Here is a 22,419-nt window from a genome sequence, read left to right on the forward strand (position 1 = left end):
TTGTTTCAGATAGACCGATAACGTAATGCGATCTGTCCGGTCCTGGCGATCTCGTCGATCCCGTACTTTTGCATCATTTCTATAAAAGCGTTCACTTGCCGTACATTGCCCGAAAACTCGATGGTCAAGGAACCTTGGGTCAAATCCGCAATCCTAGCTTGAAACACTTCGCAAATGGAAATGATTTCCGTACGATTCTTATCGTCACAGCGAACGACTACCAGAACCAGCTCCCGACTGATACAATCGTGATAAGCCAAATCCTCCACATCGATCACGTCGGGGAGTTTCAACAATTGCCTCTTGACCTGTTCCACTACGGAATCGTCGCCCTTTACGACGATGACCATACTAGAAACGTCCTGTTTGTCCGTTACCCCTACTGCGATGGAATCGATATTGTAGCTACGTCGCGTAAAAAGCCCGGATACGTGGCTCATCACTCCAGGATGGTTGTTGACTAGGATTTTTAAGATATGTTTCATTTCTTACGGCTGCCGATCAAGTCCGCAAACTCGATCATATCTTTTTGGGACTTGCCTGCGGGAATCATGGGGAACACCTTTTCCTCGGCGGGAATCATGACCTCCAAAAAGCAGGCCGCATCATCTTCCAAAAAGAAATCCAAGGCGGACTCGATTTCGTTCTTGTCCGACACTCTTCTCGCTTTCATAGAATAAGCTTCCGCTAACTTCACAAAATCCGGATTATAATTCCACTCCGACTCGGAGAACCTTTCTTCGTAAAAGAGTTCCTGCCATTGACGGACCATTCCGAGAAAGTTATTGTTGAAGACCAGAACTTTGACTCCTTTCTTATACATGGCTATGGTCGCCAATTCCTGTATATTCATCTGAATGGAGCCGTCGCCGGAAACGCAAATCACCGTCTGGTCCGGATTTCCGAACTTGGCTCCGATCGCCGCAGGCAAACCGTAACCCATCGTACCCAATCCGCCCGAGGTCAACCAACGGTTCGGTTCCTCGAAAAGATAATATTGGGCCGCCCACATCTGATGCTGGCCCACATCCGTGGAAACGATGGCTTTGCCTTTGGTCTTTTCATAAAGACGTTTTAAGAAAGCCTGAGGTTTGATCGTATTCGTAGAGTCGTCGAACTCGAGCGGATGGTTCTTTTTCAACTCGGTCAAAAAGGAAACCCATTCTTTCCGATCCGCTTGCTTCACTTTCGGTAAGAGAGCCTCCAGAACTTCTTTCAGATCCCCGTGCATAACGGAATCCACAGGAACCCGCTTGTTGAATTCCGCGGAATCGATGTCGACGTGCGCACGAAATGCCGTTTCGGCGAATTCCCCCGGCTTAGCGACCCGGTCATCGAATCTGGCTCCTAGATTCAGAATATAATCGCAGTTCAAGATCGCCTTATTCGCGTATGCCGTTCCGTGCATACCGAGCATTCCCATGGAAAGTCTATGAGTCCCGGGAAACGCCCCGATCCCCATCAGAGTGGTCGTCACGGGAATATCCGCTTTTTCCGCAAGTTTCGCAATCTCGGCGGAAGCGTGGGAATTGATGGCGCCTCCCCCGACATAGAGTAAAGGGCGCTTGGAGCGATTCAATGCTTCCGCAAACGCATCCAGGTTTCCCGAAAGAGCCGGCTTTTCATAATGCCTTGGATTGATTTTCAGCTTGGAGGCTTTTCGGACATCCGTAAGTTCCGTTTGGACATCCTTCGGAAAATCAAGCAGTACAGGACCGGGTCGCCCCCCCATGGCGATGCGGGTCGCCTCTTCGAAATGTCTGGCAAGATCGTCCGCGGATTTAATCAAAGCGTTATATTTAGTGATCGGAATAGTGATCCCGTAAATGTCGGCTTCTTGGAATGCATCAGTCCCGATGGTATTCGTGGCCACCTGACCGGTAATGGCGAGCACAGGCACCGAATCTAACTTCGCATCCGTCAAGCCAGTGACCAGATTCGTCGCACCAGGACCCGAGGTTGCGATACAGACTCCTAATTTCCCCGTAGATCTGGCAAAACCTTCCGCCATGTGCACCGCACCTTGCTCGTGCCGGACCAAAATATGCTGAATCTTCGTACTTTTATACAGTTCGTCGTAAAATGGCAGAATGGCTCCTCCCGGGTATCCGAATACGATATCTACTCCGTATTCTTCCAGGAGCTCGACCATAAGTCTCGCGCCGGTGATTTTACCTTCGCTTTTAGGCATTGTTCCTCCCGCCTAAGTCAATTCGAGCATTTGCCTAGGTCCTGTCAAGAGTTCAATGGATACATTCTTAGAAGACAAGGTCTAATCTATTGTTGTTAGTAGAATTCAGGAACAGAACGATAGGAAAGTGGTTTTCCCGCTTTTTTTCAACCGTTCAAATATTCTTTACGAATTTCTAGGAACGGAAAATCCTTACTCATTCGTCCAAATATTATACTAAATAAAATATTGAATAGGGCCGTTTTATTCTGCCCGATTCAAAATGGAAAAAAGGAACCTTCGATCTCATGAGTGAACCCATTGAAAAGACACAAATCGGTAAGGAAGAAGAAGATTCTCACTTCGCGCAGATCAAGAACCTAGCCAAAGAAGCCTATCGCTATTTGGACAGCCGACAGTGGGACAAGGCGGAATCCAAGTTAAAGGAACTTCTCGCCAAGGAACCAGCGAATACGTACGGCCTCGTCGGAATGGGAGACCTCCATTTCAAACGCAAGGAATTCAAACAAGCATTAGATTTTTATAATAGATGTATCAAGGAAGATTCGTCCAACAAATTCTCCCTCATGGGAATGATGAATTGCTATCGCGAAATGAACCTGCTGAATCGCGTGATAGAGATCGCCGAGGAATACAGACATATCACGATCACGGACGCATCCATTCTTAGCCGCGTGGCAGACGCGCACAGAAAGCTCAAGAATTTCAAAGAGTCCGAAGTCTATTACATGCAGGCTCTCCAAATCAATCCGAAAGACCAGTATGTGATCGTAGGTCTTGGGCATCTCTTCTTCGCATGCCAAAGATACAAGGACGCGATCCACTGGTGGGAAAAATTGCTCGTGATCCAACCGGACAATATCAAGATATTGACGGAGATCGGAAACAGTTATCGCAAGATCAAGGATTTCGACGAAGCCATACAATATTACCGTCGCGCGGCCGATCTGGATCCCAAGAATTTCTTCGCATTGTACGGATTAGCCGAGTCTTATCGGGGAAAGAAGGATTTCCGGAAAGCGAACGAATTCTGGGAAAGAATTTTGGAGTTCGATCCAGACAACAAATTGATCATCAATCGTTACGCGGACAGCTTACGAGGGATGGGAGAGTACGATAAGGCTCTGGAATGTTTCAACCGGATCCTTTCCGAAGGAGAAGATTACTTCGCTCTACTCGGAAAAGCTTCCTCTCTCAAACTGAAAGGTAGCCGCGACAAAGCTGAGGAAATCTATCTGGATCTGCATCGGAAATTCCCGATGGATCCGAGACCCGTCATCGAACTCTCCGAGTTGTATTACGACGTCGCAAGAAAGGACGAGGCAGTCAAACTTCTGGAGGACTTCCACAGAAAGCAGCCTTTAAACGAGGAAGTGAAGGCAAAACTGGATTTCTTTACGGAAGAAGGCTAACCTCCTCCTTCACACTGGCCTTTTCCCTTTCCAAAAGTTCCGGAAGGGGAAAAACCTCCTCCTTTCCGTTCCTCAAGTACACCGCTTCCGCATCCCAGGCACCGTCTTTTCTCCGCAACCGAACATGATGGTGCCAAGAAATGCCTTCTGCATCCCGGAAAACCCGGGGAACTCGAGCCGCGTTGATAAATAGGGTTCCTGACTTTCTGACCTTCCAGATTCGAAATAAGACGGAACGTTTCGTATGATGGTGCATATGCCCTGCGATCACCACATTAGGCGTCCTTCCGTAAGATGCGGCATGTTCCAGAAAGGTTGCAAGGTCCGTATCCCCGAAATCCCCTTCTTCTTTCCGAAAATCACATCCCCAAATATCCGAGGCTTTGTTCCCCAGGCCGGCGGGTCCGTTATGTGCCAGAACCAATAGATCCTCTCCGGATTCCGCGGCTTCCCTTCCCAACGAATCCAGCTTTCGGACGGAATCCGCCATATTCGAGACGGAGAATTTCTTTCGTAAAAAAGGGAGAAAATTCAGACGAAATCCCATGGACAGCGGCCTAGCCCCGAGAATCGTCAGACCCCCGATCTCCTTATGTAAAGAATATTCGCATATTCTAATATCCCCAAGTTCTTTACGGAAACGGGAATACCTTCTAAGATGCCAAGGAAGACCGGGCCAGGTCAAAAAAGAAGGAAGGTGTAGAATTTCCGCTAAAAGTTGGAACAAAGAAGTCGTATCATGGTTTCCCGGGACCAAGTAGCAGGGCTTTCGGATTTTCGAAATCTCCTGTGCCACTCGGAATGTTGATTCCGTTCGGTAGGTCCCGAGATCTCCCGTAAAGAGTACTGCGTCGTATTCACTTTTTGAAAAATACTCAGTATCGACCGAGGTCCAAAAACCGTGGATATCACCGATGATTGCCAGCGAAAAATTTTTCAACGAGGAGGTCCTACCGACAGAGAGGTTCCTTCATGAATAATTCCTTGTGTTCTCGCAGGAAAGACATTTTCTGGGTTAGTCTCTCCCGTCTAACCAGGGAACTCAGACGTACCACCAAAGGTCGAAGCGCCGATGCGAAAATAAAAAAAGCTTAGATCATTCGAGGCAATCAGGCAACCGCATGCAAGGAATCAGTAAAGAAATCAACAAATTCATAGCGCGTTTTATTTTCTATACGGAAGCAGTCGCGTTTTTAGTGGCAGTGCCAATCACTCTCTTTTTGTTTACGCTGGTATTGGAACTTGACGAATCTCAAACCCGGAACCTGCTCCTCGCCGCATCCATCGCCACTCCGTTCCTACTTTTGTACACGATTCTAGCAACCCGCTGGAAATTGACGGTACTCTACGAATACAGAAGCCAATTCGATACGGGAGCGGTAAATCGCGAAACCGTTTTCAAAGCCCAAAAGGCCTTGTTCCGATTGCCCATCCTCCATTCCTTGGAGGCCGGCAGCCGAATGCTGTTAGGCGGCGCGATTACCGCCTTTCTATTCGGCTATTTTGATCCCGGAATTGCGGCGGATTATTATAATTTGTTCGGCGTGCTTTTGTTTATGACCGCCTGCCTTTCCCTGTATTTCTATCTGACTACGGAAAAGCTCAAAGAGGATTTAAGTCGGACGGACATTTTCGGGTCCATAGACGCCAGCTCTCTGGTAAGACTCAGCCTGAACCGTACGCTTTCTCTCACGTTTTTTTGCATCGTTTTCATTTTGGCGGTCGGCGTTTCCACCATCGTTTACAAGCTCTCTTACAATTCTCTCAGAGGCGCGTATTTCGAACAGATGAAGAATTTGGCCCAAACTCTAGATATACTTACCGAAACCATCTACCGGGACGCGGAAAAGGATTCGGAAGACCTAACGGAAAATCAGAATTTGAAATACTTTCTTTCGAAGTTCGACACGAAGGAATCCTCGGGCATTCTGGAAAAGTTCATCTCCTCCAAGAGCAGATTCGACGGTGTAGCGATCTTGCAAACGGAAGGCAATTCCTATAGAAAACTCGCTTTCGCCGGAACATTGGACTCGGAGATCGGCCTTATCACGGAGAAATTTTCTCTTCCCGGCTCCGATCAGATTGCGGAACAGATTTCCAAAAACCGGATTTTCGCCAGCGAACCGAGCGCTTCCCCCGAAGGAGGTTCGCCGGTGGTTCTGCTCATCAAACAGATTTCCGTTCCTACGGAGGGAAGAACCACCTTTGCGGTTTTTTCCTTTAAGATCGGAGAATTGACCGGCTGGATTCTGCAATCCGTAAAAGTGGGCAAAACGGGTTATCCCGGGCTCTGGTCGGAACGGATGACCTTCGTAAATCATATTAATCCCGCCTTCCGCTTGAAAAAACTACAGGAATTTTCCTTTCGGGATGATTTCAAGAAAAGCCGGGACGGCGAACCGGTCCGCTATAATCTGAATGGAGTTTATAAATATCTAATCTATAAATCCAACCCCGGTTTCGGATTCAAATCCTTCGTAGCGATCGAAAACGGAGAGATCGCGGATCAGGCGTTATCGACGGCTCTTTATATGATCTTCTTTTCCTTTTTCGGTCTGATCTTTGTGGCTGCTTTGATCTACTACATTCTGACGAAAAGCCTGAATCCATTGAACGAGAGCCGAGCCCTGATCGAAAAGATGGCGGAAGGGAACCTAAGCCATAACATCACAGTGCATTCCCGGAACGAGATCGGCGAAATGTCCATCAGTATCAACGAATTCAATAAGAAAGTGAAAAACGTACTTCATAAGATATCCGACGCTTCCTCCAATCTCGCGTCCTCCTCCGAGGAGATGTCCGCGACTCTCAAGTCCATTTCGGATAACGCTCAGGGTCAAGCGGCAGCAGCAGAGGAAATTTCCGCGTCTATCGAGGAAATCTCGGCGGGAATGGATTCCATCTCCCACCAAACCGACGAGCAGGTTCGACTTCTGGACCGGTTGGGGGGAGAGATGAACGCCTTCTCCTCCTCCGTACGCGCCACTTCCCGAAACGTAGAAGAAGCGTTGGGTCAGGTCAAACGGATCACGGAAGACGCGAAAAAAGGAGGCAAGACGCTCGAAAGAACGAATACCAGTATAGGAAAAATCTCCAGAAGTTCGGAGGAGATCACCGGAGTGATCGAAATCATCACGAATATCTCGGAGCAAATCCACCTGTTAGCGTTAAACGCCGCGATCGAAGCAGCCAGAGCGGGAGCGGCGGGAAAAGGATTTGCCGTGGTTGCGGACGAAATTTCCAAGCTTGCGGATAAGACCTCCAGCAGTACCAAGGATATAGAAGAGATCATCCAAGCGAACGAGGCCGAAATCGGAATCGGAGTCGGAAATATCAAGGAGACAGTCGCAGTGATCGGAGGAATCATTCGGGACATAGAAACGATTTACGCGAAAATGTCCGAAGTCTCTTCCTTCATGGGAGAACAGCTGAAAAGCAACGAGTCCGTGAACCAGAGCGGCTTAGAAGTGAAAAGTAGGTCGGATTCCATCCGTGCGGCCGTCCAGGAACAAAAAATGGCGATTCATGAAATCTCCACTACGATCTCCAATATCAATGATTTGACCCAGTCCAACGCGGCTTCTTCGGAGGAGTTAAGTTCCAGTTCCGTCGGTTTAGCGAATCTGGCCGAGGATCTAAAACGGGATTCCGAGTATTTTCATTTTTAAACGAAATCGCCGGAAGGAGATCCTGTGAGTGGAGCGACAAGGCGTTGCAAAACGACAGGAATCTCCTTGATTTTTACGGAAATACTTATAATTTGCACAAATATGGAATGGGAAAAGATTCTCCGGGACTCCGTTAAAGACAGCGTAATCAAGGAATTGTACCTCCGACGAGTTCCCACTCTCAAGACCTGCGACGACTGGAGCAAAGTAAAAGAAATAGGACTCGTGGACCATAAAACCAAATACGCTCATTACAAAGGCGGCCTAGTGAAATATGGAGAAGCCCTTTTCTTTGTAAGCGACGAGCGCCTGCAAGCCCTAGCCCCTTTCCGCAAATGGGAATTCAAAACGAAAATTAAAGTTACGACGGAATAACGGTATTTTTTCGTTCCGGAGAAATTCCCCCGGAACCGATCGATCAGCGAGTCAGCTTAATGATCAGATTCAGTTTCTCTGAGACGGTAATTACGTCTTGAACCCTAGCTTTATCCACGAGAATGGCGTTCGGGCCGATTTCGTCCAAGACGATCTTCTTTCCCTTGATCTGTCCTAAGAGAAGTTCCATGACGTTCTGATCTTTCGTACGAACGAGAACGCAATCTTCGGCGATTTCCACGACAGGAAGGTTTCCTCCCCAATCTTCCAATAGGAATAAGAGGTTTTGAGCCAGTTCCGCGCGACTAGAAGCCTTGAGAAAATCGATGAATTCGATCGGTTTGTATCCGAGCAAAATCCCCAACTGATAGGCTTCCTTTGTCAGAATGAAGGTATAGACCCTGTCATAATCCTTCAGTTCCGTAAAGGCCTTTAACAGATGGATTCCGTTGATGGAAACTTTTTCCGGGAAGGCGATGATGGAAAAATCCGGATTGATCGTGATTCCGCCCTTCTCGGTGGAACCAGTAAGCTCGCCGGTCTGGAAGAAGTACTCTCCCAATTTGGATAGAGCCAAAAAGCGGTTCGGGTATTCCACTTCCAAAAGGCCGAACAAATGCAGATAAAAAATAGCACTCATGATCTCTTTCCGGAGATCCGCCAGATCCGTTTGGAAATTCTTGGTCCGGAATCCCGGAGAAAGAATCAGATGGTCCCGGATAATCGTAGAAAAGATCACGGAGAGATGGATTCGTTTGGACTTGATGATCAGATTGACGCATTTGTCCAGGATCATCTTATCATAAAAAGGCATCTCCGTCGGTTGGAAGACTTCCGGAGGATTGATCCTCTTCATGCGAGCTTCATTGACCTCGTGAATCACGAGTTTCATGATTTCAAAAATATCCTTTTTCAGGAATCCTTCCACGTCTCCGCGGAGAATGATATTCTCGCCCTTGATATCGGCGAGATTCAGCAGACGCAGAATCGGAAGGATGAGTTCCATCTGGTAGATCTGGCTTTTTTCGGGAAAAATGCCGATGTCCGGATTCAAAAGCTCCTGTTCCGTACGCTTGTGGTCGGCCTGCTTTACTTTTCCGGATTTGGCCAAAACCAGGCCTTTTCTGCTGATATAAGAGAGTAATTTCTTGGTATTTAGGAAAAAATCCAGCTCGTTCGTAGCCGACTTTTCTTGGCGTTGGCGTGTTCCTTTCTTAATAGAAGGAAGGATGGGATTATTCTGTATGTATTTTAAAAGTTCTTCCGGAAGAGCAAAGACGCGGACGAATTTCTCTTCCACGAAACAGATATCCGCCACTAAACCTTTTTCGACCAATGCCGGAACGATCGCTTCGTATTTTCCGCGGTTCATCACCACGAAACTGCGGATATCGTCCGCATCCGCGACTCCTCCGCTCAAATAAATCCGAACTAACGTATCCTTTTCCAATTCGGACAGGGAAGTCAGAGCACTCTCGAAAGCCTCGGGGGCGGTTGCATGGGAATAAAATTTCCGGATCGTGTCCAGTTTGGCCGGAGCTTTTACCGCCTTCTTCCATTCCGCGGAAATATCGGTCAGCTTCTTGTGATCCAGCAGCTTTTCGATCGTAATCTTATATTTGTCGCCTTTTAAGTTCTGGTCGAGAGGGACCAGGTCCGCCAATTCCTCATAAGCGTGGTACTTATCTAAATTGTTGGTAAGACGTTCCCGATTTTTACGCTGGTAAACGAGATGGTATTTCCGAAGGAGATTCAGCTCCATCTCGACGTTGATCGGAGGAATGTTCACTTTTCTGGAAATTTCGCCCAACGTTAGGACGTTTTTGTTCTTCAGGATGGAAGTGTAGATGTTGACCTGAAGAACGGTCAACTTTTCGAGCACTCCCTTTAAGTAGAACTCGTCCAGAAAAGTATCATATAAGAATTTAAGGTTTTTATTCTTTTCCTTAAATGGCGGCTTGGGGAGATTCCAAAGGGCTGCGATCTTTTTTAAGTCGTTTAGTTCGAGTTTTTCGAGTTCTTGTAACAATACAGATTCGCCGCTCATACCGATGACCGAAATGATTCGTTCGAAAGCCATCCTCTAATTCTCGACTGATTCGTAAACCAAAATACAGATTCAAACTCCGGACTTCCGACAAGAATTCAACGCCTTGCAAAACAAGGAATTCCGGGAGAAAAACCCACCTCTCCGGCATCCTCAGAGTCGATTTGGATTGTCCTTACAGCCTTCGTTACTAACTTGGAACCGTATGGCCGGATTTCTGGATAACCTTCGCCTAGGATTGGGCGGGGCGGCTCGGATGGTTTCGAGCGGTTTTATCTTTTCCTCAAAGACCCTTCTCCTGCTCAAAGACCTGGCTGTGGGAGGTAACGTATCTCAGGACTTTCCGGTAAGGCTTCGGGAAGCCTTCGAGGAATTAGGGGCTACCTATATCAAACTCGGACAGTTCATCGCGTCCGCACCCTCCTTATTTCCGGAGGAGATCGTTACGGAAATGCAGAAATGCTTGGACGCCGTACGACCGATCCCGTTCTCCGAAGTCGAAAAAACGATCCGTAAGGAACTGGGAGGACGTTGGGAAAACCATTTCCGGAGCATAGACCCGAGTCCATTGGCTTCCGCCTCCATCGCGCAGGTCCATTCCGCGGTTACCAAAGACGGGATCGACGTGGTCATCAAGGTGCAAAGATCCGATATAGAATCCGCACTGGGCGCCGACCTGAATCTGTTGTATCTGGCTAGTCTATTATTCGAGAAATTCGTTCCAGGCTTGAATCGGTCCGGCCTTTCGGATATGATGAAATTATTTCAGTCCTCCATTTTAGAGGAAATCGATTTCCGCAAGGAAGCCTCGAATCTAGAAGAGTTCGAAAGATACCTTCTTGCCGCGGGAGAGACCAGGGCTCGGGTACCTAAAGTTTACCACGGGCTCAGCACGGAAAAAATCCTAGTTATGGAGAGATTTTACGGGGCTCCGATTACGGACGAAGTTTCCTTGAGAAAATATTCTCCCGATCCAGCCCGCACATTGTCGGACGCGTTGGAGATCTGGTTTTCCACTCTTTCCCACTCCGGTTTTTTTCACGCGGATGTACATGCGGGAAATTTAATGATCCTACGGGACGGCACAGTGGGTTTCATCGATTTCGGGATCGTCGGTCGGATCTCTCCGAAAATTTGGGAAGGTCTGATGATTTTTCTGGAGGGACTCGCGACGAATCGCCCGGAGAGGATCGCAAAGGGTCTGATCCGGATGGACTCCACAGCGGAAGGCGTGGACGAAAAAAAATTAGCTCAGGACCTAGGCAAGGTATTCGACGAAATGAGCGAAATGGTGCTCGGAATCCAGATGGGAGAATTGGAAGCGTTCGACGAGAGAAAACTGAACGCGATACTATTCGAATTCCGCGAACTGGCGTTAAGGAACGGCCTCAAAATTCCGAAAGAGTTCGGACTCCTTATCAAACAGATCCTGTATTTCGACCGTTATGTTAAGGCGTTCGCTCCGGATATAGATTTGATCCGGGATCGGGAAAAATTCATCCGATGAAAGTGAAATTACTGGATCTGGAACCCGGAGAATCCCGAACCTTGTCGGGACTAAAGGAATTCCCCGGAAAAGAAGGTCTGGTAAGAAACCTGCTGGATATGGGATTCCTTCCCGGGACCAGGCTGCAGATCCTTGCCAAATATCCGAGCCAAGATAAAATCATCGTGAAAGTGGGACTGGTCCAATTGGTCCTTAGACATGTAGAGGCGGAATTACTGGAGTTAGAGGAAACAGAGTGACTGCATTACAAAAAAGCATAATACGGGAATCCTCCAAGTCCGTCGGTTCCGACCTGCACCGAATCCTGCTGGCGGGAAATCCGAATTGCGGGAAATCCACTCTGTTCAATCGGCTCACCGGACTCAGGCAAAAGACGGGAAATTTCCACGGGGTCACGGTGGAAAAAGCCGAGGGAAAAATCCGCTCCGAGGATAAAACTCTGAGTATCATGGATCTGCCGGGAGCCTATAGCCTAGGCGGAGAATCGGAAGACAAACAGGTAGCCACCAAAGTTCTGCTCTCCCGCAAAACAACGGATCGAATCCTTTTCGTTCTGGACGGGGTCGCCGTCGAGAGGGGTCTGCAATTTCTGATGCAAATCGCCGGACTCAAGGCGCCTACTCTTGTGGTCGTTACGATGAGGGACGCATTGGAAAAAAAGGGTTTAAGTCTGGACCTGAAAGAACTTCGAAACGCCTTCGGAATCGATTTTAGATTCGTAAATCCGAGAACGGGAGAAGGGGTCCCCGAATTGAAAGAGATCCTTTTCGAAGACTCCTCGTATCGAATTCCTGAATATTCTTTTACCTGGGATCGCAAAAGGGAAAAACTCGTCGGGTCCATTCTCGACCGCTTGGAAAGCTCCGATCCGACATCCCTCAGGTTCGTCGTGGAAAATTCCCTGAAAGAATTGTCGGGAGAAAAATTGCTTACGGGAATTCCCGGTCTTTCCTTTTTACCGACGGGGGCAAGGACCCTGGTCGAGAGTCTCTTCCAAAAGTCCGGACTGCTTTTTGCCTACTCGGATGAACTCGTACAAAAATCCCTTTGGATCAAAAAACTTCTCTCCAAATCCCTTTCCGGCAAGGAAGTGAAGGGAGAACATTTCTTGAACTTCGCGGACAGAATCCTTTTGCACCCCGTTTGGGGCTTGGTCAGTTTTTTGGGCATCATGGCTCTGGTTTTCCAGATGCTCTTTGCCTGGTCCGAAATCCCGATGGATTGGATCGAAAAACAGGTCGGTGCGTTCGCGGAATTCGCCGGAGGTTTTTTCCCTCACGGTCCGATCCGGTCCCTCGTCCAGGAAGGAGCTATCGGAGGAGTCGGAGCGGTACTCGTCTTTATCCCGCAAATCAGCCTTCTTTTTTTCTTTATCGGGATCATGGAGGAAAGCGGCTATATCGCGAGAGCTTCCTTCGTCATGGATCGGTTCATGGGAAAATTCGGACTTTCCGGAAAATCCTTTATCCCTCTCTTATCCTCGGCCGCTTGTGCGGTTCCCGCGATCATGGGAACGAGGACCATAGAAAACAAGGCGGATAGGATCACTACGATTCTGGTGTCTCCATTGATCACATGCTCCGCAAGATATCCCGTTTATATATTGGTCATCGGAACGGTTTTTTCCCAAAAACCCGTTTTCGGAATCCTGCAGACCAAGGCCTTAGCGTTGTTCGGATTATTCCTGCTCGGAATGATTGCGTCCATGACGGCGGCTTTCATATTTAAAAAGACCTTCTTTTTATCCGAGCCTTCCTACTTTTTGATGGAACTCCCCCGATATCATTTCCCCTCCCCCAAAATCCTTTTTATGGTAGTATATAAGAAAATTAAAACATTCTTATTGAATGCGGGGAAAATCATCCTATCCATCTCCGTATTGCTTTGGTTTTTGGCGAACTACCCTCGCTTGGACGAATCCAAAACTTCAGGACTGGAACCGGCCCAGGCAAAATCCCTGCAAATCTCCGAGTCCTATGCGGGCTATATGGGTAAGGCAATGGAACCGATCCTGAAACCGATCGGTTTCGGATGGAAGATGGGCATAGGACTGATCACTTCGTTCGCGGCGCGGGAGGTGATGGTATCCACGCTATCCATCATCTACGGCGTGCAAGGCGAAGATAGCGACCAAGAAGACTTGCGCACCGCGCTCCAAAACGATAAGGATCCGGAAACGGGAAAGCCGATTTGGAATTTGGCCAGTGCCTTAAGTTTATTGGTTTTTTTCGCGTTCGCCTGCCAATGCATGTCCACGTTGGCGGTAGTAAAAAGGGAAACGAACTCCCTATTTTGGCCGTTTTTCCTATTCGGGTACATGACTTTACTCGCCTATGTTTCTTCCTTCTTGGTCTACCAAATCGGAAAAGCGATCGGATGGACCTGAATCTTGAAAAGGATCCCGCCGAACCTTATGATTATCTCCGTTTTTTTTGCGGCGATCTTCGGTTTACTTACGATTTTCAGATTCGTTCTACTTTTCGTTTACTTCGACAAGGTGGAAAACTCCTCTTGGACGGAAATCTTATCCTCATTCGGAATCGGGATCCGCTTCGACCTTTCGGTCGCCGCGATACTGCTTGGTCCGTTTTGGACGATGTCCGCCTTCCATTACGCTAACCGCTGGCCGGTTTATCGCTACCTATGGGGAATTCCGCCGATCCTTATTTTCTTATGGATGTGCGGCCACTTGATCGGCGACACGATCTATTACGGAGAAGCGAACAAACATCTGGGCTACGAAGGTTTCGTATTTTTAGGGAAGGATTTTCTCGTTCTCTTATCCGCCGCTTTTCGAAATTCTCCCGTACTGGTTCTCTCCGCCTTATCCGCGATTTCCATCGGACTTCCCCTTTTCGTCGCCGCATTTTTCAAATGGAATGGATACGAATTTTCGGAAGACCGACGGAAATCAGAACTCCTACAGATTCCGATTTCCTTTTTGATCGCGTTTTTACTTTTTAGAGGGGGCTTCCAACAAAGACCCCTGCGACCCACAGACGCGATCCATTCCCGAAACGAATTCCTGAACAATCTTCCTTTGAACGGGGTGTTCACCACTCTGACCGATTTGAAATCCAAGACGCTTCTTCCGAGCCTGAGGATTCCCTTCCCCCAAGCCGTGGAACTGGTCAGGAAAGAGATAGAGTATCCTGGCGCTTCTTTTATAGACGAACGTTATCCGATCCTCAGAGAAACGACGGAGACCAGAAACGGAACTCCGCCGAACATAGTTCTCATCCTTTTGGAAAGCTGGACAGGTAAATTTCTGAAACCGAACGGAGGGGGAAAAATCCTGGGACATGAGTTGGCACAAAACTTCGACTCTCTCACTACTAGAGGTAGGTATTTTTCCAAATTCTTTGCGACGGGAGGCAGAACCACGAACGGCCTCCTTTCCACACTGACAGGGATTCCGGACAGGCCCGGGATCACCTCCGTTCGAACCCACCAAGTGTTAGGAAACTTCGGAGGGTTAGGAACCGTTCTGAAACAGGCGGGGTATTCCACACTCTTCGTCCACGGAGGAGACGCCGGATTCGACAATATGAACTTTCTCTTCCCTCACTGGGGATTCGATACGGTAGTGGATCGGAACGAGATGAGCAAGGAAGGGAAATATACACCCGGCGCTTGGGGGTATTTCGACGGAGATGTCCTGGAAGAATTACACGAAAGATTACTATCCGCAAAACGCCCCGTCCTTGCGGTCTCGCTTACTCTCACGACTCATTATCCCTATGAAGTTCCGGACAAAAGTTTCGAAATCTTTCCGGATTCCGTTCAGGACTACGATTATCTTAACACGTATCATTATTCGGATTGGGCCCTAGGCAGGTTCATGGAAAAGGCGAGAAAGTCGCGGTACTTCGAAGATACGATCTTCCTGTTCGTCGCGGACCATACCCATCATAGAAACCTGAGTCCTTACGAGGACAGGAACATCCCTTTTTTGATCTATTCCCCGAAATACGTAAAACCTGGAGTCAATTCTCGGGTTGCCTCCCAATTGGACGTAATTCCAACGATACTCGGCTTGGTAGGTAAGAAAGTCCGATTTTCCGCGATGGGAAGGGATTTGCTCGCGCGACAAGACAAAGAGAATGGAGGCGCTTATTTCGCGTTTTCGAGCGTGATCGGCTGGATCCAGGACGATTTGGCGCTGTACAGATTTACGGACGGAGAACTCAGGGACGCTACGTACTACTCCAAAAATCCGACGTCTAAAATTTGCGAATCGTCCCCTGCCACCTGCGATCTCTATGAAACGAAGGCGAAGGCCTTCCTCAATCTGAGCTACGATCTGATGAACTCGAATATGGTTTACCCCCCCGCGAAATAAGCTGAGAAGAATCGTCTCGTACCGGAAAAACGGGAACACGGAACGAAAAGGATTTTTAGGAAATCCTTTTCGTTTTAAAAAATCAAACCGATACCTACTTTATAGAAACTAGAGGAAAAAATGACGTTCTCAAAAAGCTTTAGTCTGAACTCCACTACGGAACTGAGTCCGGACTCCCCTCCTTTTATCGTCGCGGAAATCGGATTGAATCATAACGGAGATCTCGAAATCGGAAAGAAGACGATCCGCGCCGCCAAGAAAGCCGGGGCAAATGCGGTGAAATTTCAGACGTACCGCACGGAGGATTTCATCGATCTTCGAAATCCGAAAGCTAAGGTCTTGGTGGAAATCTTCAAACAGTATGAACTCTCGGAGGAGATGCACAGGCAATTCCGGGATGCCGCAAAAGAAGAAGGATTGTTTTTTTTTTCGACCCCTTTGGACGAAAAGAGCGTGGATCTACTCGTTTCTTTGGGAGTCGGGGCCCTAAAGATCGCGAGCGGAGACGTCGTAAACAAAGGTCTGCTTGAAAAATGCGCCTCCACGAGGCTTCCCATCTTCCTCTCTACGGGTGCGGCGGAAGCGTTCGAAGTGGTTCGCGCCTTGGAATTCTTGGAATCTCTCGGAGTGAAGGATCTTTTGCTCTTCCATTGCGTCTCTCTGTACCCGACTCCTCCGGAAAAAGCGAACTTGAGAACCATCACTCATTACAGACATTCCTTTTCCGGACCCTTGGGTTTTTCCGACCATACGGCGGGAACGCTTGCCGGAGCCATGGCTGTCGCCTTGGGAGCGACCGCATTAGAAAAACATTTTACACTAGATAAAAATCTTCCCGGACCCGATCATGGAATCTCTTCGGATCCTACCGAATTTTCCTCCTATGTGGAACAAGCCTCGCTCGCCTACTCCATGCGGGGAGAAAGAAGAAAAATCGTACAACCGGAGGAAGCAGCCGGACGCTTTTTCGGCCGAAGATCCTTGTATCTCGGAAACGAGGGAAGCCCCATCGCGCTCAGACCCGATCTCAGCCTGGAAGATCCCAGCTATTTGGATTCTTGGAAAGTCGCCGAAGCGAAAGTCCTATTAGAAAAAGGAAAAAGCATGCAACCCGGAGAAGCATTCCGTTCCAAAGCATGAGATTCGGATTCTTTCTCTTCCTATCGATCGCCGTTACTTTCTCCGTCCTGTCCGCGCCCAAAACGTACGGATCCTTGGGTTCGGAAGTGGATTACTTGGATTTCGGAAAATTGACGGTCGCACCGTTTTCCTATTCCGTATCTTCCTCCTTCGACGAAGAATACGGCGCCTTCAATCTTTTCGATTCCAATCCCCAAACGCATTGGTATTCCGCGTCCGGCACGAAGCCCGATTGGATTATCGTGGATTTCGGCACCAAACGCCTGATCAACGGAATCGAACTGGTGGTTCCCGTCTTTCGGGGAAAAAGATCCGTGTCCGAATACGAGGTTCAGATCTTGTACCAGGAATCCTGGAAGACGATCCTGAAAAACGATCGAGTGGAGCTGAACAATTTCCATCGAATTCCGCCGATGGACGCTTCCGTACTGCGGATCTTCTTTCCGAAGAACGAGGATAAAAGCGCGGTAGTCAGCGAATTCAGGATTTTGTTAAATGACATCTGTTTGAATTCCGTTCCCAAGCGGATCACAGGCTATCTCTATCCGGTAGTCGGAGGAGTCCTACCTCAAAAAGATTTTCAACTCCCCGGCGCTCCACGAGAGTACAGAAACGGCGTGCACAAAGGGTTGGATATCTATTACAAAAAGGAAAAAGACGGCACTGTTCGGAATCTCAAGTTCTCGGACCCTCTCGTTAGCCCCGCGGACGGAACGATCGTAAGAGCGGACGTGGAATATTCCCCCATGACTCTATCCGAATACCAATATCACAGTTCTCAGGCCCAGAAAAACGGAGTGACTTATGTGGAAAAGGATTTCGGTGGAAGACAAATCTGGATCGATCATGGAAACGGAGTAATGACTTCCTTCAATCACCTTTCCTCGATAAAAGCGGAATTAAGGGAGGGCTCGAGAGTCAAAGCGGGAGAAACGATCGGTACCGCCGGCAATTCGGGACTGATAGGCGAAGCCAAAGGCACGGATGAAAACATACACCTGCATTTCGAGATCTGGGTGGATGGGGAATATTTGGGAGCCGGAATTTCCGGAGCTCAAATGAGGAAATTGCTCCAATTCTTCTTTTCCGGATCCGGACTTCTTTACTGATCGAGCTCTAAACCGAGCGTCGTCTTCTGCGTAAAAATTCGGATTCTATTACCGGACCATTATTAATGGTTTTCTTATACAAGAAATTCCGAAGATGTGCCGTATCCTCATCGGAAAGACGCCAATCTTCCGAAACGGAGCGGATTCGAGGTAGAAGACCAGATAGGACGATCGCTACCGTCACCGAAAGATTGTAGCTTTCGGTGAATCCGTACATGGGCAGTTTCAGATGTAGGTCGGCTTGAGCCAAGGCCCGTTCCGAGAGTCCGATCTCCTCCGCACCGATCAGTAATGCTGTCGGTCTATCCAGCGGAAGGTCCTCGAGGGAACGGAGCCCTTCACCGTCTTTAGGGGAAGTGGCTACGATCCTATATCCGGCCGACTTTAAGTCCCGGAGACAGGCCAAGGTATTATCCTCGTTTTTCTCCCGGTATTTATGGATCCGAAGCCATTTTTGAGCTCCCATCGCGACTCCGGAATTCGGTTTATACGAGTTCCGATTTTCGATCACGTATACGTCGCTTAACCCTAGACATTCAGAGGTTCTCAAAGTCGCGCTAGCATTAAAAGGTTGGAATACGTCCTCCAACACAATTGTTAAGTACTTCGTACGAAACGAAAGAACTTCCTCTATTTTTTTACGTCTAGACTCCGAGAGCATGTCCGCGAAATATCCGTTAAGAGCTTTTGCCTCTTCGAAGGAAAGAATAGGTTCTTCCAAAATCGGAATCGGGCGCATTTCCTAAGATTCTCGGAGGCTTTCGAGCGGACAAGTCATCCTCGGAGACGCTTATCGAAAGACATACTAAACATACGCTGTGTAATAAAAAAAATTTCTAAAGTTTTTTTAAAAAGGGATTGTACTTTGTTTCCGAAAATCTATTATGTCCCGTATCTTGTCGGTGGTGAAGGAATATGCCCGAGCAGTTGCAAAAGATTCTGAATAATATCAAGGAGTTCTTCGGTTCCTTGGATATGACCAAAAAATTGATCTTAGGAGGAGTCGCGCTCACCGTTCTCGTCGCGATCGGCCTTCTCGCAACGGTCTCCTCCCAAAAGAACCGGATCATCCTGTTCAAGGACCTCACTTCCAAGGATTTCGCCGAAGTGACCAAAAAACTGGATTCCATGGGGTATCAATACGGAACCTCCGATACCAGCGTGATCAGCGTGGATCCGGAGCAAAGACAGGAAATCATCACCAAACTGGCGCAGGAGAACCTGATCCCTGCCGGAGTGCAGGGCTGGGAATTGTTCAACGTGGAGAAGTTCACTGAGACCCAGTTCGATAAGGATATTAAAAAATACAGGGCCTTAAAGGGAGCCATAGAGCAATCCCTTATGACTCTTCGCCCCGTAGACAAGGCGTTCGTCAACATAGCGATCCCGGAAGAGGAGCTGTTCAGCTCCAACGCTTCCCCAGTAAAAGCCTCCGTCATTCTCCATTTTATTCCGGGAGTGGACGGGATTTCGAAAAAAGAAGTCAAAGGAATCGTAAACCTCGTTTCCAGGGCCGTTCCGAAACTCAAGCCTGAAAACGTAGTGGTCGCGGACGCCGACGGCAAGATCATCTCTGATTTCGAAGAGGATCTGGAAAAAGAGAGATTAGAACTCAGAGTCGTGCAGGAAAAACTAAGGATCCAAGAGGAACAGAGGATCCAGAGACTCATAGACGTTCGCAACACGCTTCGTTGGTATTTAGGCGGAGAAGACAGAGTCGACATTACACGATTCGAATATATGCTGAATTGGGACAAGGAATCGTACAAAGACAATACGGTAACCCCCGTCGTAGAAAGACCGGACGACCCCAATACGCCCTACTCCGAACTCAAAATCGTCGACGGATACAGCCTAAAAGTTTCCTCCAAGGAAACCAGCGAACAATTCAACGGCAGAGGTTTTACTCCGGACGGACCGGCCGGAACGGAACCGAATCTTCCACCCGGCTATAAGGATACCGACTACCAAAAGGCCGAATACAAAAAGACCGAAAACATCAACAACTACGAGTTCAACCGCAGGGTAAGCGAAGTACAAAAGCAACCTTGGAAAATCGAAAAAGTAAACCTATCCGTAGTCATCGACGGGCAATGGACCAAAAAGGAAAAAGAGGACGGGACCGGTTACGACCGCACTTATCTTCCGGTTTCCGACGACGACCTTAGAACCATCCGTAAAAACCTGGAAGCCGCGGTAGGGATCGACAAGGCGAGAGGAGACATGATCTCCGTAATCAGCATTCCGAAGGATAGGACCGCGCAATTCGCAGCCGAAGACGAGGAACTCAGAAAACAAAAAGCGATCCGACAAATGGTCATCGCTTCCCTCGTAATCGTTCTCTTCCTGATCTTGACGATTCTGATCTATAGAGCGATCAAAAAAGAGATCGCAAGACGCCGCAGACTCCGCGAGGAAGAACTGGCAGCAATGCAACAGATGATGCGCGAAGCCGCCCTCCGAGTCATGGACGACGGCAGCGCCGAAGTCGAGCTTTCTCTCGATGAAAAACTCCGGAGAGAACTGCTCGAAAACGCGATCAATCTGGCCAAGGAGAAACCGGAGGAAGTCGCTCAGCTTCTCCGGACCTGGCTCTCTGAAGAGGAAGCAACCTAATGGAATCCCTGTCCGGAAATAAAAACCGGGCGGGTCGCCTCCTCCGAGTTCTGGGGGAGCACCTTCCCCCGGAAGTATTCAAACACTTAGGTCCGCAGGACACCAGCCGCCTCTTGGAAAGCTTTCACAAGAGCGGAAAACTAGAAGCGAAAGAAGAGAGAGAATTACTTGGGGCCTTCCTAAAAGGACTCTCCTCGACTCCGCGGGAATCGATGGACCAGGAGACCATGATTCTCATCCAGGAGTTGGAATCCATCCTAAGAGAAGATTCCCCTTCGGAACCGGACTGGTTAGAAGAACTCAAGAACTGCAACCGGGAAGAACTTTCCCGAATCGTTGCGGGAGAAGAAAGCTCCAGAATCGCAGGCATCTTATGCTACGCGAACCCCGAAGTTTCCGCACGAGTATTGGAGGAATTCCCCGAATCCATGCAGGAAGAGATTCTTCTGCAGATCAGGGAGCTGGACCCCTCATCGGAGGCCTCCAGGGACGCATTAGAACGATTCCTTAGATTCAAAAAAGAAGCGATCAAGCACCCCGGATTCCGTTCGACAACAAGCAAGAGAATCGGAAAAAGAGCCGCCGATTTATTGGGAAAAATGGATCCCCAAGATTCCCGGAAATTATTCACACGGATACGCGAAAAGAGCCCCGAGTTTGCCGAAAATATAAACGAACACTTCTTCCGGATGGAGGACTTTCTGGAGTTAAACCGGGAAAGTCTGAATCGGTTCTTTTCCCCAGTTCACCCGATCGTGATCGCGGTGGCCTTCAAAGGAACGGAGCCGGAAACCAGAGCCGAACTCCTGGAAAGGATGGAACCTTCCCTCTCCTCCATCGTCCGATTAGAAGAGGATTCCATGGGACCGATTTCCTTAGCGGAAATCGAAACCGCCCAGAACGGTATTCTTGAAATTTTCAAGGATGCGGTAGAATCGGGAAGAATCAAGTTCCGGAGAAACATCTGATATGGCCAAACTCGTCTTCAAACCCATCCAGATCGCCGATATGCAAGATCAGGTCGAGCTTCAAATTCCGGATAAGTACAAGAAATTCCATCGGGACGAAGATGCGGAAGAGTTCGAAGTCGACCAGGAAGGAAACATCATCGAGCAGTACCAAGGCCCTTCGATCGAAGAGATCGAAGCGGAGCTGAACAGGTACAAGGAAGAGACAGAAGAAAGCATCAAGAAGATGCTGGAAGATTCCCGCCGTAAAGCGGAGGAAATCGAAGAGGAAGGCAGAAAGAAAGCCTTCCAGATGATCCAGGACTCCAAAGAAAAAATCAAATTGGACGAGGATTCCGGAAAGGCCAAGGCGGAGCAGATCCTGGAACGGGCCAAAATGGAATCCGAACGGATGATCAAAGAAGCCGAAATGAAGACGGCCGAGATCGAACACGAGGCCTATCTAAAAGGATTCGAGGCCGGACGGGAAGTGGGATTCCGAAAAGGACAAGGAGAGGTTCGACGACTCATCGACCGCCTGGGAACCATCGTAGGTAAAGCAATCGACATTCGTGCGGAACTGATCCAAGCCTCGGAAAAGCAGATGGTCGAGATGATCCTCATCATCGCGCGCAAGATCATCAAAGACGAAATCATCGAGCGCAAGGAAATCGTACTCAATAATATACGCGAAGCCTTGAAACGGATCAAAGACAGGGATCGCGTAGACATCCGCGTGAACTTTGCGGATCTGGAAATCACTACGGCGCACAAGGACGAACTCATCAAGTTGATGGAGTCTCTCCGCAAGGTAAATATCTACGAAGACTCAAGGGTGGACAGAGGCGGAGTCATCATAGAAACCGATGTGGGTGCTATCGATGCGCGCATCTCCACCCAGCTCAAGGAAATCGAAGAAGCGATTCGAAATGCGGAGCCGATATAATCGACCATTCACGTCCACTCTCTCTACCCTCCTGCCCGATCCCCCTTTCAGGAGGTCGGGCAAGGGGAGTCTCTTCTTTGGGGGTGCGGTTTTCGGGGGGAATCTTCCAGCATCTTCTT

The 22,419-nt window shown here is 48.6% G+C and carries 17 protein-coding genes; 12 read left to right on the forward strand and 5 right to left on the reverse strand.

The window, feature by feature from the left end; genetic code table 11:
• Nucleotides 1-5: 5 nt before the first annotated feature.
• Nucleotides 6-485 carry an acetolactate synthase small subunit gene (gene ilvN / locus EHO60_RS16970; protein WP_135769398.1) on the reverse strand — a complete coding sequence of 160 codons (480 nt, stop codon included), beginning with the start codon at nucleotides 483-485 and terminating at the stop codon, nucleotides 6-8.
• Nucleotides 482-2,191, reverse strand: coding sequence for a biosynthetic-type acetolactate synthase large subunit (ilvB, locus tag EHO60_RS16975; RefSeq protein WP_135769399.1), 1,710 nt, complete (start codon nucleotides 2,189-2,191; stop codon nucleotides 482-484). Before ilvB ends, ilvN begins: the two co-directional genes overlap by 4 nt.
• Nucleotides 2,192-2,478: 287 nt before the next feature.
• Here ilvB and EHO60_RS16980 point away from each other — a divergent pair, with 287 nt between their 5' ends.
• On the forward strand, nucleotides 2,479-3,603 hold the full coding sequence (locus tag EHO60_RS16980; RefSeq protein WP_425460311.1) for a tetratricopeptide repeat protein: 1,125 nt from the start codon (nucleotides 2,479-2,481) through the stop codon (nucleotides 3,601-3,603).
• Here the strand turns inward: EHO60_RS16980 and EHO60_RS16985 are convergent.
• Nucleotides 3,587-4,543, reverse strand: coding sequence for a metallophosphoesterase (locus EHO60_RS16985; RefSeq protein WP_135769400.1), 957 nt, complete (start codon nucleotides 4,541-4,543; stop codon nucleotides 3,587-3,589). The genes EHO60_RS16980 and EHO60_RS16985 overlap by 17 nt on opposite strands.
• A gap of 181 nt (nucleotides 4,544-4,724) precedes the next feature.
• Here EHO60_RS16985 and EHO60_RS16990 point away from each other — a divergent pair, with 181 nt between their 5' ends.
• Nucleotides 4,725-7,271, forward strand: a complete 2,547-nt coding sequence (locus EHO60_RS16990) for a methyl-accepting chemotaxis protein (RefSeq protein ID WP_135769401.1) — start codon at nucleotides 4,725-4,727, stop codon at nucleotides 7,269-7,271.
• Nucleotides 7,272-7,373: 102 nt separating this feature from the next.
• Nucleotides 7,374-7,646, forward strand: coding sequence for a hypothetical protein (locus EHO60_RS16995; protein ID WP_135769432.1), 273 nt, complete (start codon nucleotides 7,374-7,376; stop codon nucleotides 7,644-7,646).
• A 43-nt stretch (nucleotides 7,647-7,689) separates the two neighbouring features.
• Here EHO60_RS16995 and EHO60_RS17000 read toward each other — a convergent pair whose 3' ends face one another.
• Nucleotides 7,690-9,693 (reverse strand): phenylalanine--tRNA ligase subunit alpha, encoded by a 2,004-nt coding sequence (locus EHO60_RS17000; RefSeq protein ID WP_135769433.1) that lies wholly within the window; start codon nucleotides 9,691-9,693, stop codon nucleotides 7,690-7,692.
• Nucleotides 9,694-9,898: 205 nt separating this feature from the next.
• Here EHO60_RS17000 and EHO60_RS17005 point away from each other — a divergent pair, with 205 nt between their 5' ends.
• The 6 genes from EHO60_RS17005 to EHO60_RS17030 all read left to right on the forward strand — a co-directional run bounded on the left by EHO60_RS17005 (nucleotide 9,899) and on the right by EHO60_RS17030 (nucleotide 17,791).
• Entirely contained in the window at nucleotides 9,899-11,200 is a 1,302-nt protein-coding gene (locus EHO60_RS17005) for an ABC1 kinase family protein (protein WP_135769402.1), read from the forward strand.
• Nucleotides 11,197-11,439 (forward strand): FeoA family protein, encoded by a 243-nt coding sequence (locus tag EHO60_RS17010; protein WP_135769403.1) that lies wholly within the window; start codon nucleotides 11,197-11,199, stop codon nucleotides 11,437-11,439. The genes EHO60_RS17005 and EHO60_RS17010 overlap by 4 nt, the downstream gene beginning before the upstream one ends.
• Nucleotides 11,440-11,507: 68 nt before the next feature.
• Nucleotides 11,508-13,586, forward strand: a complete 2,079-nt coding sequence (gene feoB, locus EHO60_RS17015; RefSeq protein WP_135769434.1) for a ferrous iron transport protein B — start codon at nucleotides 11,508-11,510, stop codon at nucleotides 13,584-13,586.
• Nucleotides 13,587-15,542 (forward strand): LTA synthase family protein, encoded by a 1,956-nt coding sequence (locus EHO60_RS17020; RefSeq protein ID WP_135769404.1) that lies wholly within the window; start codon nucleotides 13,587-13,589, stop codon nucleotides 15,540-15,542.
• Nucleotides 15,543-15,662: 120 nt separating this feature from the next.
• Nucleotides 15,663-16,682, forward strand: a complete 1,020-nt coding sequence (locus EHO60_RS17025) for an N-acetylneuraminate synthase family protein (RefSeq protein WP_135769405.1) — start codon at nucleotides 15,663-15,665, stop codon at nucleotides 16,680-16,682.
• Nucleotides 16,679-17,791: a M23 family metallopeptidase gene (locus tag EHO60_RS17030; protein ID WP_135769406.1), complete on the forward strand. Its 1,113-nt coding sequence runs from the start codon at nucleotides 16,679-16,681 to the stop codon at nucleotides 17,789-17,791. The genes EHO60_RS17025 and EHO60_RS17030 overlap by 4 nt, the downstream gene beginning before the upstream one ends.
• Nucleotides 17,792-17,798: 7 nt before the next feature.
• Here EHO60_RS17030 and EHO60_RS17035 read toward each other — a convergent pair whose 3' ends face one another.
• Nucleotides 17,799-18,530 (reverse strand): TrmH family RNA methyltransferase, encoded by a 732-nt coding sequence (locus EHO60_RS17035; protein ID WP_135769407.1) that lies wholly within the window; start codon nucleotides 18,528-18,530, stop codon nucleotides 17,799-17,801.
• Nucleotides 18,531-18,706: 176 nt separating this feature from the next.
• On the opposite strand from EHO60_RS17035, the gene fliF reads away from it, so the two are divergent.
• From fliF to fliH, 3 genes are read left to right on the forward strand one after another with little or no spacing between them, the layout of a single operon-like run.
• Nucleotides 18,707-20,407 carry a flagellar basal-body MS-ring/collar protein FliF gene (gene fliF / locus EHO60_RS17040; protein ID WP_135769408.1) on the forward strand — a complete coding sequence of 567 codons (1,701 nt, stop codon included), beginning with the start codon at nucleotides 18,707-18,709 and terminating at the stop codon, nucleotides 20,405-20,407.
• Nucleotides 20,407-21,375 carry a FliG C-terminal domain-containing protein gene (locus EHO60_RS17045; RefSeq protein WP_135769409.1) on the forward strand — a complete coding sequence of 323 codons (969 nt, stop codon included), beginning with the start codon at nucleotides 20,407-20,409 and terminating at the stop codon, nucleotides 21,373-21,375. The genes fliF and EHO60_RS17045 overlap by 1 nt, the downstream gene beginning before the upstream one ends.
• A gap of 1 nt (nucleotide 21,376) precedes the next feature.
• Nucleotides 21,377-22,300 carry a flagellar assembly protein FliH gene (gene fliH, locus EHO60_RS17050; RefSeq protein WP_135769410.1) on the forward strand — a complete coding sequence of 308 codons (924 nt, stop codon included), beginning with the start codon at nucleotides 21,377-21,379 and terminating at the stop codon, nucleotides 22,298-22,300.
• Nucleotides 22,301-22,419: the final 119 nt, after the last annotated feature.

Source organism: Leptospira fletcheri (assembly GCF_004769195.1).
Classification (GTDB): domain Bacteria; phylum Spirochaetota; class Leptospiria; order Leptospirales; family Leptospiraceae; genus Leptospira_B; species Leptospira_B fletcheri.

Coding starts and splice junctions, on each gene's coding strand:
- ilvN (WP_135769398.1), bottom strand. CDS start 485: ATGAAACATATCTTAAAAATCCTAGTCAACAACCATCCTGGAGTGATG.
- fliH (WP_135769410.1), top strand. CDS start 21,377: ATGGCCAAACTCGTCTTCAAACCCATCCAGATCGCCGATATGCAAGAT.
- EHO60_RS16980 (WP_425460311.1), top strand. CDS start 2,479: ATGAGTGAACCCATTGAAAAGACACAAATCGGTAAGGAAGAAGAAGAT.
- EHO60_RS17030 (WP_135769406.1), top strand. CDS start 16,679: ATGAGATTCGGATTCTTTCTCTTCCTATCGATCGCCGTTACTTTCTCC.
- EHO60_RS17035 (WP_135769407.1), bottom strand. CDS start 18,530: ATGCGCCCGATTCCGATTTTGGAAGAACCTATTCTTTCCTTCGAAGAG.
- EHO60_RS17025 (WP_135769405.1), top strand. CDS start 15,663: ATGACGTTCTCAAAAAGCTTTAGTCTGAACTCCACTACGGAACTGAGT.
- EHO60_RS17000 (WP_135769433.1), bottom strand. CDS start 9,693: ATGAGCGGCGAATCTGTATTGTTACAAGAACTCGAAAAACTCGAACTA.
- fliF (WP_135769408.1), top strand. CDS start 18,707: ATGCCCGAGCAGTTGCAAAAGATTCTGAATAATATCAAGGAGTTCTTC.
- EHO60_RS16995 (WP_135769432.1), top strand. CDS start 7,374: ATGGAATGGGAAAAGATTCTCCGGGACTCCGTTAAAGACAGCGTAATC.
- EHO60_RS17045 (WP_135769409.1), top strand. CDS start 20,407: ATGGAATCCCTGTCCGGAAATAAAAACCGGGCGGGTCGCCTCCTCCGA.
- ilvB (WP_135769399.1), bottom strand. CDS start 2,191: ATGCCTAAAAGCGAAGGTAAAATCACCGGCGCGAGACTTATGGTCGAG.
- EHO60_RS16990 (WP_135769401.1), top strand. CDS start 4,725: ATGCAAGGAATCAGTAAAGAAATCAACAAATTCATAGCGCGTTTTATT.
- EHO60_RS17010 (WP_135769403.1), top strand. CDS start 11,197: ATGAAAGTGAAATTACTGGATCTGGAACCCGGAGAATCCCGAACCTTG.
- EHO60_RS17005 (WP_135769402.1), top strand. CDS start 9,899: ATGGCCGGATTTCTGGATAACCTTCGCCTAGGATTGGGCGGGGCGGCT.